Source organism: Pseudomonas sp. LjRoot277 (assembly GCF_964253845.1).
Taxonomy (GTDB): Bacteria; Pseudomonadota; Gammaproteobacteria; order Pseudomonadales; family Pseudomonadaceae; genus Aquipseudomonas.
Genome location: NZ_CAXURI020000001.1, coordinates 6,372,092 through 6,388,308, shown reverse-complemented (window position 1 = coordinate 6,388,308; position 16,217 = coordinate 6,372,092). Strand labels below are relative to the sequence as shown.

Below are 16,217 nucleotides of genomic sequence, written 5' to 3'. Positions count from 1 at the left end.
ATCCCGATGACTAGTTTGCACGCCGACGAGGCTTTCCTCGGCCATTACCAGTTGAGTCATGACCCTTTTTCTCCACGGGTGCCTGGCTTCAAATTCTTCCCGGCCCAGCGCAAACCGGTGCTGGGGCAACTGCATCACCTGGCACGCTACAGTCAGTTGCTGCTGGTCGTCACCGGCCCGCAAGGCAGTGGCAAGACACTGTTGCGTCAGGCCCTGGTGGCCAGCACCAACAAACAGTCGGTGCAGAGCGTGGTGGTTTCCGCCCGTGGCGCCGGTGATGCGGCCGGCGTGCTGCGCCAGGTGGCTCAGGCGCTGAACGTCGCCCAGGCCGAGATCGGCGCGATTCTGGCTCAAGTGGTGCAGCTTGCACTGACGGGGCAGGAAGTCTATTTGCTGGTGGATGACGCCGAGCAACTCGACGAGTCCGCGCTGGAGGCCTTGCTGGCCCTGGCTGCCGGTGCTCCGGAAGGTCGCCCGCATGTGTTCCTGTTCGGTGAGTCCTCGCTGATAGCTCAACTGGACGCGCTGAGCCTCGAGGAAGAGCGTTTCCACGTCATCGAGTTGCAGCCGTACACCGAAGAAGAAACCCGCGAATATCTGGACCAGCGGCTCGAAGGCGCCGGCCGGGGTATCGAACTTTTCACCGCAGATCAGATCTCTGATATTCACGAAAGCTCCGACGGTTGGCCTGGCACCATCAACCAGGTTGCCCGCGATGCAATGATCGAAGCCATGATTGCCAGCCGCTCAGCGGTGAAGCGTCCAAGTATGGGGTTCAACATGCCGAAGAAACACGTATTGGCGATTTCCGCCGTTGTCGTGGTCGCGGTAGCCGCCGCCTGGTTGATGCCGGGTCGCAGCAAAGCACCGACCACTGGCGCACCTGCCAATGAACAGGCGCAACTGCCGCTTGGCCAGGGCACGCCACAACCTAACAGCGGCGGCGCGCCTGCCGTCGAATTCGCCGGTAACTCGCAACCGATGCCATTGCCGCTGGTCGGTAACTCGCAACCGGTCATGCGCGGTCCGTTGGCCGAAGCCGCAGGCGGCATCACCGAGGGCGATGACGGCGTGCCGGTCGAAGGTTCGAGCGCTACGCCGCCGACCGTAACCACCATCGCGCCGCCTGCGGGCATCCAGCCTGGCCCGGCACCGACACCTGCCGCCAAGCCTGTGCCTGCTCCGACTCAGGTTGCGACTGCCAAGCCGGTTCCGGTAGCGCCTGCCGTGAAGCCGGCTCCAGTGCCAGCCAAACCAGCCGCCGCCACCGCTGCCGCCAAACCTGTCGAGAAACCAGCCACCGTGGCCAAGGCCGCCGGCGGCACCTGGTACGCAGGGCAAGCGCCGGGTAACTACGTGGTGCAGATCCTCGGCACCAGCTCCGAATCGGCCGCGCAATCCTTCGTCAAGGAGCAGGGCGGCGAGTACCGTTATTTCAAGAAAGTCCTCAACGGCAAGCCGCTTTACGTCATCACTTACGGTAACTTCGCCAACCGCGATGCAGCCGTTACCGCCATCAAGGCCTTGCCAGCGAAGGTTCAGGCTGGTAAACCTTGGCCTCGCACTGTCGCCAGCGTCCAACAGGAACTGGCAACAACTCGCTGAAGATTCGGCGGCCTTACCCAGGCCGCCTCTCCCGGCACCTCAAAATTTCTACAAGTGCATGCCGCCTCTACAGGCCGCGTGCCTTGTGGTGTCTGCGTCACAGTAGTCTTTGAGTCGTTGCGGTCAAAATTAAAAAAGTTTTGACTAGCACAGCATATCGCTTTAAACCTTTCACAAATGCGACATAGATTTGCGACATTTCGTCGTCAAATTTGTGAGCCTCTGTGTCGGTGTGTACAATGACCTCCCTTTTGCCCCCGCAAAGCTGGCGTACGTTCGGCGCGGATGGTAAGTGGTTGAATTGAAAAGAAATTTGCCTCGATAAGAGGCAGCCTGGTGAGAAAGTGTCTATGAAAGCAGGTCTGTACCAACCAGATGAATTCAAGGATAACTGCGGTTTCGGCCTGATAGCCCATATGCAGGGCGAGCCCAGTCATACCCTTTTGCAAACGGCCATCGAGGCCCTGACCTGCATGACCCACCGCGGTGGGATCAACGCCGACGGCAAGACCGGTGACGGTTGCGGTCTGCTGATTCAAAAGCCGGATGTATTCCTGCGAGCCATCGCCCAGGAAACCTTCGGCATCGAACTGCCCAAGCAATATGCGGTGGGCATGGTCTTCTTCAACCAGGACCCGGTCAAAGCCGAAGCCGCTCGCGAGAACATGAACCGCGAGATCCTCGCTGCTGGCCTGACTCTCGTCGGCTGGCGCAAAGTGCCAATCGACACCAGCGTCCTCGGTCGCCTTGCCCTTGAGCGCCTGCCGCAGATCGAGCAAGTGTTCATCGCCGGTGATGGCTTGAGCGATCAGGACATGGCCGTCAAGCTGTTCACCTCCCGTCGTCGCTCGTCCGTGGCCAACGCCGCCGACGCCGATCACTACGTCTGCAGCTTTTCGCACAAGACCATCATTTATAAAGGCCTGATGATGCCGGCGGATTTGACCGCCTTCTATCCAGACCTCAGCGACCAGCGCCTGCAAACTTCGATTTGCGTGTTCCACCAGCGCTTCTCGACCAACACCCTGCCGAAATGGCCGCTGGCTCAGCCGTTCCGCTTCCTCGCCCACAACGGCGAGATCAACACCATCACCGGTAACCGCAACTGGGCCGTGGCCCGTCGCACCAAGTTCACCAACGATCTGATGGATCTGGAAGAACTCGGCCCGCTGGTCAACCGTGTCGGTTCCGACTCCTCCAGCATGGACAACATGCTTGAGCTGATGGTCACCGGTGGTATCGACCTGTTCCGTGGTGTGCGGATGATCATTCCGCCTGCGTGGCAGAACGTCGAAACCATGGACCCGGATCTGCGTGCATTCTACGAATACAACTCGATGCACATGGAACCGTGGGACGGCCCGGCCGGCGTGGTAATGACCGACGGTCGCTACGCGGTGTGCCTGCTCGACCGTAACGGTCTGCGTCCGGCGCGTTGGGTCACCACCAAGAACGGTTTCATCACCCTGGCCTCGGAAATCGGTGTCTGGAACTACCAGCCTGAAGACGTGATCGCCAAGGGCCGCGTTGGCCCGGGTCAGATCTTTGCCGTGGACACCGAAACCGGCCAGATCCTCGACACCGACGCCATCGACAACCGCTTGAAGTCGCGTCATCCGTACAAGCAATGGCTGCGCAAGAATGCCCTGCGCATTCAGGCGACCATGGAAGACAACGACCACGGTTCGGCGTTCTACGACGTCGACCAGCTCAAGCAGTACATGAAGATGTACCAGGTCACTTTCGAAGAGCGTGATCAGGTGCTGCGTCCGCTCGGCGAGCAAGGCTACGAAGCCGTCGGCTCGATGGGCGACGATACGCCGATGGCCGTGCTGTCCCAGCGCGTGCGCACGCCGTACGACTATTTCCGCCAGCAGTTCGCGCAGGTCACCAACCCGCCGATCGACCCGCTGCGTGAAGCAATCGTCATGTCGCTGGAGATCTGCCTCGGTGCCGAGCGCAACATCTTCCAGGAGTCGCCGGAACACGCCTCGCGCGTGATCCTCAGCTCGCCGGTCATTTCCCCGGCCAAGTGGCGCTCGTTGATGAACCTCGACCGTCCGGGCTTCGAACGCGCGATCATCGACCTCAACTACGACGAAAGCGTCGGCCTCGAAGCGGCAATCCGTAACGTCGCCGATCAGGCTGAAGAAGCTGTGCGCTCCGGTCGTACCCAGGTCGTGCTGAGTGACCGTCACATTGCTCCGGGCAAATTGCCGATCCACGCTTCCCTGGCCACCGGCGCGGTGCACCACCGCTTGACCGAAAAAGGCCTGCGTTGCGACTCCAACATCCTCGTGGAAACCGCGACGGCTCGCGATCCGCACCACTTTGCAGTGTTGATCGGTTTCGGCGCCTCGGCGGTCTATCCGTTCCTGGCCTACGAAGTGCTGGGCGACCTGATCCGCACCGGTGAAGTGCTGGGCGACCTCTATGAGGTGTTCAAGAACTACCGCAAAGGCATCACCAAAGGCCTGTTGAAGATCCTGTCGAAGATGGGCATCTCGACCATCACGTCGTACCGCGGTGCGCAGTTGTTCGAAGCCATTGGCCTGTCCGAAGAAGTCTGCGACCTGAGCTTCCGTGGCGTGCCAAGCCGCATCAAAGGTGCGCGTTTCGTCGACATCGAAGCCGAGCAGAAAGCCCTGGCCGCCGAAGCCTGGAGCCCGCGCAAGCCAATCCAGCAGGGCGGTTTGCTGAAGTTCGTCCATGGTGGCGAATATCACGCGTACAACCCGGACGTGGTCAACACCCTGCAAGCCGCTGTGCAGCAGGGCGACTACAGCAAGTTCAAGGAATACACGGCGCTGGTGGACAACCGTCCGGTGTCGATGATCCGTGACATGTTCAAGGTCAAAACCCTGGACACGCCGCTGGACATCAGCGAGATCGAACCGCTGGAATCGGTGCTCAAGCGCTTTGACTCTGCGGGCATCTCCCTCGGCGCCTTGTCGCCGGAAGCTCACGAAGCCCTGGCCGAAGCCATGAACCGCCTCGGTGCGCGTTCCAACTCCGGCGAAGGCGGCGAAGACCCGGCGCGTTACGGCACCATCAAGAGCTCGAAAATCAAGCAAGTGGCGACCGGCCGTTTCGGTGTGACCCCGGAATACCTGGTCAACGCTGAAGTGCTGCAGATCAAAGTCGCTCAGGGCGCCAAGCCCGGCGAAGGTGGTCAGCTGCCAGGTGGCAAGGTCAACGGGCTGATCGCCAAGCTGCGTTATGCAGTGCCGGGCGTGACCCTGATTTCGCCTCCACCGCACCACGACATCTATTCGATCGAAGACTTGTCGCAGCTGATTTTCGACCTGAAACAAGTCAACCCGAAGGCGCTGGTCTCGGTGAAGCTGGTGGCAGAAGCGGGCGTCGGCACCATTGCCGCCGGTGTGGCCAAGGCCTACGCGGACTTGATCACCATCTCCGGCTACGACGGCGGCACCGGTGCATCGCCGCTGACCTCGATCAAATACGCGGGCGCTCCGTGGGAACTCGGCCTGGCCGAAACCCACCAGACCCTGCGCGGCAACGACCTGCGCGGCAAAGTCCGGGTACAAACCGACGGCGGCCTGAAAACCGGTCTCGACGTGATCAAGGCGGCCATTCTCGGCGCTGAAAGCTTCGGCTTTGGCACCGCGCCAATGATCGCGCTGGGCTGCAAATACCTGCGTATCTGCCACCTGAACAACTGCGCCACCGGCGTCGCGACTCAGAACGAGAAGCTGCGCAAGGATCACTACATCGGTACCGTCGACATGGTGGTGAATTTCTTCACCTACGTCGCCGAAGAAACCCGTGAGTGGCTGGCCAAGCTGGGCGTGCGCTCCCTCGAAGAGCTGATCGGTCGTACCGATCTGCTGGACATCCTCGAAGGCCAGACCGCCAAGCAGCAACATCTGGACCTGACGCCGTTGCTGGGCAGCGATCACATCCCTGCGGACAAGCCTCAGTTCTGCCAGGTCGACCGCAACCCACCGTTCGACAAAGGCCTGCTGGCCGAGAAAATGGTCGACCTGGCCACTTCGGCCATCAACGACATGAGCGGCGCCGATTTCGCGCTGGATATCTGCAACTGCGACCGCTCGATCGGCGCGCGGATCTCCGGTGAAATCGCTCGCAAACACGGCAACCAAGGCATGGCGAATGCGCCGATCACCTTCCGCTTCAAAGGGACGGCCGGTCAGAGCTTCGGTGTGTGGAACGCTGGCGGCCTGAACATGTACCTGGAAGGCGACGCCAACGACTACGTCGGCAAAGGCATGACCGGCGGCAAACTGGTCATCGTTCCGCCGAAGGGCAGCGTCTACAAGACTCAGGACAGTGCCATCATCGGCAACACCTGCCTGTACGGCGCCACTGGCGGCAAGCTGTTCGCCGCCGGTACCGCGGGCGAGCGTTTCGCGGTGCGTAACTCCGGTGCTCACACCGTGGTGGAAGGCACGGGCGATCACTGCTGCGAGTACATGACCGGTGGTTTCGTCTGCGTATTGGGCAAAACCGGTTACAACTTCGGCTCAGGCATGACCGGCGGTTTCGCCTACGTGCTCGACCAGGACAACACCTTCGTTGACCGGGTCAACCACGAACTGGTGGAAATCCAGCGGATCAGCGGTGAGGCGATGGAAGCCTATCGCAGCCACCTGCAACGCGTGCTGAACGAATACGTCGAGGAAACCGACAGCGAGTGGGGTCGTAACCTCGCTGAAAACCTCGATGACTATCTGCGTCGTTTCTGGCTGGTCAAGCCCAAGGCTGCCAACCTGAAATCGTTGCTTTCCAGCACCCGTGCCAACCCGCAGTGATATGCGCCTGAAGAGTTTGATGAGGTTTTAACAATGGCTGAACGTCTGAATAACGACTTCCAGTTCATCGATGTCGGGCGCAAGGATCCGAAGAAGAAACTGTTGCGTCAACGCAAGAAAGAGTTCGTGGAGATCTACGAACCCTTCAAACCCCAGCATTCGGCCGATCAGGCTCACCGCTGCCTGGGTTGCGGTAACCCGTATTGCGAATGGAAGTGCCCGGTACACAACTTCATTCCGAACTGGCTGAAGCTGGTGGCCGAGGGCAACATCCTCCAGGCCGCCGAGCTGTCGCACCAGACCAACACCCTGCCGGAAGTGTGCGGCCGGGTGTGTCCGCAGGATCGTCTGTGCGAGGGTGCCTGCACCCTCAACGACGGTTTCGGCGCGGTGACCATCGGTTCGGTCGAGAAGTACATCACCGACACCGCGTTCGCCATGGGCTGGCGCCCGGACATGTCCAAGGTCATACCGACCGGCAAGCGTGTTGCGGTGATCGGCGCAGGCCCGGCGGGCCTGGGCTGTGCCGACGTACTGGTACGCGGCGGCGTGACCCCGGTGGTGTTCGACAAGAACCCGGAAATCGGCGGTCTGCTGACCTTCGGCATCCCCGAGTTCAAGCTGGAAAAGACCGTGCTGAGCAATCGTCGCGAAGTCTTCACCGGCATGGGCATCGAGTTCCGTCTGAACACCGAAGTGGGCAAGGACGTGACCGTCGAGCAACTGCTCGAAGAGTACGATGCCGTGTTCATGGGCATGGGCACCTACACCTACATGAAGGGCGGCTTTGCCGGTGAGGATTTGCCGGGCGTGCATGACGCGCTGGACTTCCTGATCGCCAACGTCAATCGCAACCTGGGCTTTGAAAAGTCGCCGGAAGATTTCGTCGACATGAAAGGCAAGAAGGTGGTGGTACTGGGTGGCGGCGACACGGCGATGGACTGCAACCGTACTTCGATTCGCCAGGGCGCCAAGTCGGTGACCTGTGCGTATCGTCGTGACGAAGCGAACATGCCGGGCTCGCGCAAAGAGGTAAAGAACGCCAAGGAAGAAGGGGTGAAATTCCTCTACAACCGCCAGCCTATCGCGATCGTCGGTGAAGACCGCGTCGAAGGCGTGAAGGTGGTCGAGACCCGTCTCGGCGAACCGGACGCCCGTGGCCGTCGCAGCCCCGAGCCGATTCCGGGTTCCGAAGAGATCATCCCGGCTGATGCCGTGGTCATCGCGTTCGGTTTCCGTCCAAGCCCGGCGTCGTGGTTCGAACAGCACAGCATCCAGACCGACAGCCAGGGCCGCGTTGTGGCCCCGGAGCAAGGTCAGTACAAGCACCAGACCAGCAACCCGAAAATCTTCGCCGGTGGCGACATGGTTCGCGGTTCTGACCTGGTGGTAACGGCGATCTTCGAAGGCCGCAATGCCGCCGAAGGGATCCTGGATTACCTGGGCGTTTAACGTTCAGACCTGATCTGCGGTACGGTCAAAATGTGGCAGCGGGTTTGTTCTTTGCGAACAAACCCGCTGCCACACATTGACCATCAGCGCCGGCGGGTTTTCACCCGTTGCATCACCACCACAAAAAACACCGGTACAAACACCACCGCCAGCGTAGCGGTGATCATCCCGCCGATCACGCCTGTGCCGATCGCCTGTTGGCTCGCCGAACTGGCACCCGTAGCAATCGCCAGCGGCACCACTCCCAGAATGAATGCCAGCGATGTCATCACAATCGGCCGCAACCGCAAACGCGCGGCTTGCAGGGTGGCGTCGATCAAATCGTGACCTTCGTCATAAAGGCTTTTGGCAAATTCGATGATCAGGATCGCATTCTTCGCCGACAGGCCAATGATGGTGATCAATCCGACCTTGAAGAAGACGTCGTTTGGCATCTCGCGCAGCGTCACCGCCAGCACCGCACCGAGCACGCCGAGCGGCACCACCAGCAACACTGACGTCGGAATCGACCAACTCTCGTACAACGCCGCCAGACACAAAAACACCACCAGCAGCGACAAGCCGAGCAGGATCGGCGCCTGATTGCCGGACAAGCGTTCCTGCAACGACAGCCCAGTCCATTCCTGACCCAGCCCGGCCAGTCCTTGCGCCACCAGACGTTCGATTTCCGCCATGGCTTCACCGGTGCTGTAGCCGGGAGCCGGCTCACCGGAAATGCTGATCGACGGGTAACCGTTGTAGCGGTTCAATTGCGCCGGTCCTTGAATCCACTTGGCCTGGACGAAGGCTGACAGTGGCACCATTTTTCCCTCGTTGTTGCGCACGTGCATCTTCAGCAGATCATCGACCTGATTGCGCTGCTCGCCCTCAGCCTGGACCACCACCCGTTGCATCCGCCCCTGATTGGGGAAGTCATTGATGTAGGCCGAACCGATGCCCGTGGACACCACGTTGCCAATATCGGCAAAAGACACGCCCAGCGCATTGGCGTGCCGGCGGTCGATATCGAGTTTTACCTGCGGCGCCTCGGCCAGCGCGCTTTCGCGGACGTTGATCAGGATCGGGCTAGCTTGCGCGGCTTCCAGCAAATCGCTGCGCGCCTTCATCAGCGTGGCATAGCCAAGCCCTCCACGGTCCTGCAAGCGGAATTCGAAACCGCTGGACGTGCCGAGACCGTCTATCGGCGGCGGCAAAACAACGAACACTTCTGCCCCTTTGATCTGGCTCACTACCGCGTTCGCGCGATCGGCGATGGCCGCCGCCGTGTCATTGCTGCCCCGCTGCGACCAATCCCTGAGCACGGTGTAACCCAGCCCGGCGTTCTGTCCGCTACCGGAAAAACTGAAGCCGAGCACGAAGGTGCTGTTGTCCACACCCGGCTCGGTGGCGTTATGCGCTTCGATCTGCTTGATCACCTCGACCGTGCGATTCTGGCTCGCGCCGGGGGGCAATTGAATGTCGGTGATCGTGTAGCCCATGTCTTCGACCGGAAGAAACGAGGACGGCAGGCGACTGAACGTCACCACCAGCACAATCAGCAGCCCGCCATAGATGAACAGATAACGCCCGCTGCGTTTCAGTGCATACGCGACCCCATCCTGATAGCGGTCGGTCAGATGCTCGAAGCGACGGTTGAACCAACCGAAGAACCCACGAGACGCGTGTTCGCCCTTTTCAACGGGCTTCAGCAGTGTGGCGCACAGCGCCGGGGTCAAGGTCAGGGCGAGGAATGCCGAGAACAGAATGGACGTGGCCATGGTCAGGGAGAACTGCTGATAAATTACCCCGACCGAGCCTTGCATGAACGCCATCGGGATAAACACGGCAACCAGCACCACGGTAATGCCGACGATGGCGCCGCTGATTTGCTTCATTGCCTTGCGCGTTGCTTCCTTGGGTGAGAGCCGCTCCTGAAGCATGATTCTTTCAACGTTCTCCACCACCACAATGGCGTCGTCCACCAGGATGCCGATCGACAGCACCATGCCGAACATGGTCAGCACATTGATGGAAAATCCCAGCACTTGCATGATCGCAAAAGTGCCCATCAACGCCACCGGCACCACCAGCGTCGGAATCAACGTATAGCGGATGTTTTGCAGAAACAGGTACATCACCGCAAACACCAGCACCATCGCTTCGAGCAATGTGTAAACCACTTTGGTGATCGAGACTTTGACGAAGGGCGAGGTGTCATACGCGATCTGGTACTTCATGTCCGCCGGGAAATAACGGGTCAACTCATCCATCTTCGCGCGCACCAGCGTCGCCGTGCTCAACGCGTTGCCACCGGGCGTCAGTTGCACGCCCAGTTCGCTGGAAGGCTGGCCATTCAGGCGCGTGCCGAACTGGTATTCCTGGCTGCCGATTTCGACCCGGGCGACATCGCCCAAACGTACGACGGCGCCATTGGTCTCGGCGCGCAGCACGATGTCGGCGAACGCTTCGGGGCTCGACAATTGGCCTTCAACGAGGACCGTCGCGGTGATTTCCTGACTGCCGCTGACCGGTAATTCGCCGAGGCTGCCGGCCGCTATCAGCGCGTTCTGAGCGAGTATCGCAGCGTTGACATCCGCTGGCGTCAGGTTGAAAGCGATCAGTTTTTGCGGGTCGACCCAAATGCGCATGGCCCGCTCGGAGCCGAACATCTGGACCTTGCCGACGCCGTCCAGGCGCTTGATTTCGTTGACCACATTGCGCGCCAGATAATCGCTGAGGGCAACGTTGTCGACATCCGCGCTGGTGCCGATCAGCGAGATGAACAACAGGAAACCTGTTGAGACTTTCTCCACGCGCAACCCTTGTTCTATCACCGCTTGGGGAAGGCGCGACTCGATGACTTTCAAGCGATTGAGTACGTCGACCTGCGCAAGCTCGGGATTGGTGCCGGGTTTGAAGGTCGAGGTGATCGTGGCGGAACCCTGGCTGCTGCGCGATTCAAAATACAGAAGATGATCAGCGCCGCTGAGCTCTTCCTCGATCAGGCTGACGACGCTTTGATCCATCGCCTGCGCCGAAGCCCCAGGATAGGTGGCGACAACTTCGATTTTCGGCGGGGCAATGTTGGGGTATTGCGCCACTGGCAACTGCGGTATCGCCAGTGCGCCGGCGAGCAGGATGAACAGCGCAATCACCCAGGCGAACACTGGGCGATCGATAAAGAACTGCGGCATAAAAAAGCGTCCTGCTTACTGACCAGTCGCCTGGGCAAGGGGAAGAGGGGAATTGTCGATCACGACTTTTTCGCCGGGACGAGCATGTTGCAGACCTTCGACGACGATGCGATCACCCGATTTGAGGCCATCAGTGACCACCCATCGATGCTGATTCACCGCGCCCAGTTGCACCGTTTTCAGGCTCACGCGCAGTTCGTCATCGATCAGCAGTACTTGGGGCAATCCCGCGCTGTTGCGCACGATGGCGCGCTGCGGGACGCTGATACCGCGTTGATCGATGGCCTGCTCCAGCCGCACCCGCACGAAGCTGCCGGGCAGCAAGTCGAGATCCGGATTGGGAAACTCGCTGCGCAGGATGATCTGGCCAGTGCCGGGGTCGACGGTGATGTCGCTGAAAAGCAGCTTGCCGGGCAAGGAATAGAGGCTGCCATCGTCCTGAATCAGCGTGGCTTTGGCCTGGTCCTGACCAAGCTGTTGCAGCTGGCCGGAGCGCAAAGAGCGGCGTAGTTCGTTGAGCTCACGGGTCGATTGAGTCAGGTCGACGTGAATCGGGTCCAGTTGCTGAATTAGCGCCAGCGGTGTCGATTCGTTCTGCCCGACCAGAGCGCCTTCGGTCACCAATGCGCGACCGATGCGCCCGGAGATGGGCGCGGTAACAGTGGAGTAACTCAAATTCAGACGCGCACGTTGCACCATCGCCTGGTTGGCCGCGACGTCAGCCTCGGCCTGCTGAGCCGCCGCGCGCGTATTGTCATATTCCTGGGCGCTGATCGCATTGCCCGAGATCAATCGGCGGTAGCGCTGTTCTTGCAGGCGCGCGCGCGTCGCATCGGCCTGCGCTCTTTTCAGTCCAGCCACGGCACTGTCCAGATCGGCTTGAAGGGGCGCAGGGTCGATGTAAAACAGAACGTCACCCTGTTTCACTTCACTGCCTTGCTCGAACACACTTTTGTGCACCACCCCAGCCACTCGGGCGCGTACCTGGGCAATGCGTGGTGCCGCAACCCGGCCACTCAATTCGCTGGTGACGGAAAGGGGCCTGGCTTCCAGGGTTTCGATGCTGACCTTTACAGGGGCGGATTCCGGCGTGTCGGATGCCTGTGTACAGCCGCTGACAATAATGGCCAGTACCAATGAACCTGACGCGAAATGCAGTTTTCTATACATCGACACCCCTCCATAAGAGGCGCGGATGCTAGGAAGGGACGGTTAATTCGCTGTTAAGCGGGTCTTGGAAGAGTGCGAGTAGATGTGACGAGCCCTCAAGAAACACGCCTGTTTGCGCCTCCGGCAAGTGTTCAGGGGGCGTGGCGCCCCGTTTGACTGGCGCGACAAATTGACCCGATAGACAAAAGGCTGACCTGCAACCGTGCCTTTTGCGTCGAGCTCTGAGAAAATGCCCGCACTTTTTTTCCGGATGCCGACATGACTGCCCTGAAGAACGACCGTTTCCTTCGCGCCCTGCTCAAGCAACCCGTAGACGTCACGCCTGTCTGGATGATGCGTCAGGCCGGTCGCTACCTGCCGGAATACCGCGCCAGCCGTGCCAAGGCCGGTGACTTCATGAGCCTGTGCATGAACCCGGAGTTCGCTTGCGAAGTCACGATGCAGCCGCTCGACCGCTACCCACAACTGGACGCGGCGATCCTGTTCTCCGACATTCTGACCATCCCCGATGCCATGGGCCAAGGCCTGTACTTCGAAACCGGTGAAGGTCCGCGCTTCAAGAAAGTCGTCAGCACCCTGGCTGACATCGAAGCGCTGCCGATTCCTGATCCGCACAAAGACCTCGGCTACGTCATGGACGCGGTCAGCACCATCCGCCGCGAACTGAACGGCCGCGTGCCGCTGATCGGCTTCGCCGGCAGCCCGTGGACACTGGCCACCTACATGGTCGAAGGCGGCTCGTCGAAAGACTACCGCAAGACCAAAACCATGCTCTACGACAACCCGCAAGCCTTGCACCTGCTGCTGGACAAGCTCGCGCAGACGGTCACCAGCTACCTCAACGGCCAGATCATGGCCGGGGCGCAAGCGGTGCAGATCTTCGACAGCTGGGGCGGCAGCCTTTCGGCGGCGGCGTACCAGGAGTTCTCCCTGGCTTACATGCGCAAAATCGTCAGCGGCCTGATCCGCGAACACGAAGGTCGCAAAGTGCCGGTCATCCTGTTCACCAAGAATGGCGGTCTGTGGCTCGAAAGCATTGCTGATGCGGGCGCTGACGCGTTGGGCCTGGACTGGACCTGCGACATTGGCGAAGCCCGCCAACGTGTCGGCAGCAAAGTCGCCCTGCAAGGCAACATGGACCCAACCGTGCTCTACGCAAAACCAGAAGCCATTCGCACCGAAGTCGGCCGCATCCTCGCCAGCTATGGCAAGGGCAGCGGCCACGTGTTCAACCTCGGCCATGGCATCACGCCTGAAGTCGACCCGGAACACGCCGGCGCCTTCCTGCGCGCGGTGCATGAACTGTCGGCGCAGTATCACGAGTGATGTGAACTGATAAAGCGCTAGGCTTTTCTGTGGGAGCGAGCTTGCTCGCGATGGCGGTATAACAGCCAACTTAGATGTTGAATGTTATGACCTCATCGCGAGCAAGCTCGCTCCCACAGTTGTTTATGGATGACTGGATATTTATGTTTAAGCCTTTACACCGCCGAGCGGCGGCAACTTCGCCAGTTTCAACGCCACCAGCAGCGCAATCACCAGCAACCCGCCAATGAACAACCCGATCCCGTTCCACCCGCCCATGTGCCAGAACACCCCGCCCGCCGTCCCGGCGATGCTCGACCCGGCGTAATAGCTGAACAGATAAAGCGACGACGCTTGCCCCTTGGCCTTGATCGCACGACGCCCAATCCAGCTACTCGCCACCGAATGGGCGCCGAAGAAGCCGAAGGTAAAGATCAGCATCCCGATGATCACCACCGGCAGCGGCGTGAGCATGGTCAGGGCGAGGCCGGCGATCATCAGCACGATGGTCGCCCACAGCACTTTGCGACGGCCGAGCTGGTCGGCCAACGAACCGATTTTCGCTGAGCTGTAGATACCCGACAGGTACACCACCGAGAGCAGCCCGACGAAGGCCTGATCCATGTGGTACGGCTCGGCCAGCAGGCGATAGCCGATGTAGTTGAAGAGGGTGACGAACGCGCCCATCAGCACAAAGGCTTCGAGGAACAGCAGCGGCAGGCCGGCGTCGCGAAAGTGCATGGTGAAGCCGTCAATCAAGCTGCGCGGGTGCAAAGAGCGGGCGCGGAAGTTGCGCGACTCGGGAAGGATTTTCCAGAACACCGCCGCTGCGATCATGGCCAGGCCGCCGATCACCAACATCGCCGTGTGCCAGCTGACGAAATCGATCAACACGCCGGTGATCAAGCGTCCGCACATCCCGCCAATCGCGTTGCCGCCGATGTACAAACCCATGGCCAGACCGATGTGTTGCGGGTGAATTTCTTCGCTCAGGTAAGTCATGGCGACTGCTGCCAGACCGCTCAACGACAACCCTATCAGCGCCCGCATCACCAGCACGCCGTGCCAGCTCGGCATCATTGAACTGGCGATTGTGCAGAGCGCGGCGGCGAACAGCGCGGCGACCATCACCGGTTTACGCCCGATGCGATCAGAGATCGGGCCGGTGATCAGCAGACCAATGGCGAGCATGCCGGTGGCGGCCGACAGGATCAGGCTGCTCTGGGCCGCGTTGATGGAGTACTCATGGGACAGCAGCGGCATCATCGGTTGCACGCAATAAAGCAGGGCGAAGGTCGCGAAGCCGCCGGAGAATAGTGCCAGCACCGTGCGCATGAACATCGGCGTGCCTTTTTCGATGTAGATCTCCTTTAATTCGGCGACAACATCGTCCACCGCTGCGGGCGGAACTTCATGGGCAAGTGGAGCAACAGCAGTTTTCACTTCGGACCTCGGGGGGGGCGCAGCCGGTCAGGCAATGAAAAAAGCATATAGCTGCCTAATGATTCAATCCAATATATTGTTCGACCTGTTTGATAGGTTTAACGACCTAATGGAGTTTTCATGGAATTGCGTCACCTGCGCTACTTCATTGCTGTTGCCGAAGAACTGCACTTCGGCCGTGCCGCCCAGGTGCTGGGCATCTCGCAACCGCCGCTGAGTCAGCAGATTCAGGCGCTGGAGCAGGAGGTGGGCGCGCGGTTGTTCGAGCGCACCAATCGTCGGGTCGAACTGAGTGAAGCCGGCCGGCTGTTTCTGGAAGAGGCGCGGTTGGTGCTGGCACAGGTCGACAAGGCGGCGGATGTTGCACGGCGGGCGCAGCTGGGTGAGTTGGGTGAACTGAAGATTGGCTTCACCTCGTCGGCGCCGTTCAACTCGACCATCCCTCAGGCGATTTTTTCGTTTCGCCAGCGATTTCCGGCAGTGCACCTGAACCTGCGGGAGATGAGCAGCACCCAGGTCGCCGATGCGTTGGTGGATGAGTCGATTGAAGTCGGGATCATGCGACCGCTTGGGTTGCCGGACTCGCTCAGCGTGGTGGAGTTGATGCGTGAGCCGCTGGTGGCGGTGCTCAGCTCCAAGCATCCTTTAGTGGCCGATAGTGAAGAAGGTTTGTTTCTGTCGGCCCTGGCCCTCGAGCCCTTCGTATTTTTCCCACGCAGCTATGGCAGTGGTCTGTACGCACAATTGCTCAGCCTGGCGCGGGATGCCGGTTTCAGTCCGCACTTTGCTCAGGAGGCGGGTGAGGCGATGACAATCATTGGTCTGGTGGCGGCGGGGTTGGGTGTTTCGGTGCTGCCAGCGTCTTATCAGCGGATGCGCATCGATGGCGTGGTCTATCGGCCTCTGCTCGATCCAGAGGCGGTGTCGGCGGTGTGGCTGGTGCAGCGCAAGGATCAGAAGTCGCCGATGGCCAAGGCGTTTGTTGAGTTGTTGACGCGTAAGGTTGAGCCGTTGAAGTCGTGACTGCTTCGCAGTCAATCGCGAGCAGGCTCGCTCCCACAGTGGATGGGAGGTGGAACAAAAATCGGTTCACGCCGCAAATCCTTGTGGGAGCGAGCCTGCTCGCGAAAGCGTCCGCGAGTTCACCAAAAAAGGTGCAGTTGCCTATGCCATAGCGGACGCTTCGCTGAAGGATGTAGGACATTTCCGAACTACCTTGAACAGGCCACAGCACCTTGCGGCATTGCCTACAACTACTCCAGAATCCGCCGGC

The 16,217-nt window shown here is 60.3% G+C and carries 8 protein-coding genes; 5 read left to right on the top strand and 3 right to left on the bottom strand.

Translation table 11 applies throughout. The features are described from left to right. Positions 1-6 precede the first annotated feature (6 nt). The 3 genes from ACSQ87_RS29530 to ACSQ87_RS29520 all read left to right on the top strand — a co-directional run bounded on the left by ACSQ87_RS29530 (position 7) and on the right by ACSQ87_RS29520 (position 7,853). On the top strand, positions 7-1,605 hold the full coding sequence (locus ACSQ87_RS29530) for an SPOR domain-containing protein (RefSeq protein WP_223431109.1): 1,599 nt from the start codon (positions 7-9) through the stop codon (positions 1,603-1,605). A gap of 350 nt (positions 1,606-1,955) precedes the next feature. Next, positions 1,956-6,401 (top strand): glutamate synthase large subunit, encoded by a 4,446-nt coding sequence (gene gltB, locus ACSQ87_RS29525; RefSeq protein WP_436274938.1) that lies wholly within the window; start codon positions 1,956-1,958, stop codon positions 6,399-6,401. Positions 6,402-6,434: 33 nt separating this feature from the next. Then, entirely contained in the window at positions 6,435-7,853 is a 1,419-nt protein-coding gene (locus ACSQ87_RS29520) for an FAD-dependent oxidoreductase (protein WP_008149580.1), read from the top strand. A gap of 83 nt (positions 7,854-7,936) precedes the next feature. Here the strand turns inward: ACSQ87_RS29520 and ACSQ87_RS29515 are convergent, their stop codons facing one another. Then, on the bottom strand, positions 7,937-11,026 hold the full coding sequence (locus ACSQ87_RS29515) for a multidrug efflux RND transporter permease subunit (RefSeq protein WP_436274937.1): 3,090 nt from the start codon (positions 11,024-11,026) through the stop codon (positions 7,937-7,939). Positions 11,027-11,041: 15 nt separating this feature from the next. Further along, positions 11,042-12,196, bottom strand: coding sequence for an efflux RND transporter periplasmic adaptor subunit (locus ACSQ87_RS29510; protein ID WP_436274936.1), 1,155 nt, complete (start codon positions 12,194-12,196; stop codon positions 11,042-11,044). A 258-nt stretch (positions 12,197-12,454) separates the two neighbouring features. Between ACSQ87_RS29510 and hemE the strand changes: the two genes are divergently transcribed. Then, entirely contained in the window at positions 12,455-13,522 is a 1,068-nt protein-coding gene (hemE, locus tag ACSQ87_RS29505; protein ID WP_436274935.1) for a uroporphyrinogen decarboxylase, read from the top strand. A 147-nt stretch (positions 13,523-13,669) separates the two neighbouring features. On the opposite strand, the gene ACSQ87_RS29500 is transcribed toward hemE, so the two are convergent. Beyond that, positions 13,670-14,896, bottom strand: coding sequence for an MFS transporter (locus ACSQ87_RS29500; protein WP_436275126.1), 1,227 nt, complete (start codon positions 14,894-14,896; stop codon positions 13,670-13,672). Positions 14,897-15,064: 168 nt separating this feature from the next. On the opposite strand from ACSQ87_RS29500, the gene ACSQ87_RS29495 reads away from it, so the two are divergent. Then, the gene (locus ACSQ87_RS29495; RefSeq protein WP_223431103.1) at positions 15,065-15,967 is read left to right on the top strand and encodes a LysR family transcriptional regulator; all 903 of its coding nucleotides are present in this window, start codon (positions 15,065-15,067) and stop codon (positions 15,965-15,967) included. The last annotated feature ends 250 nt before the right edge of the window (positions 15,968-16,217 follow it).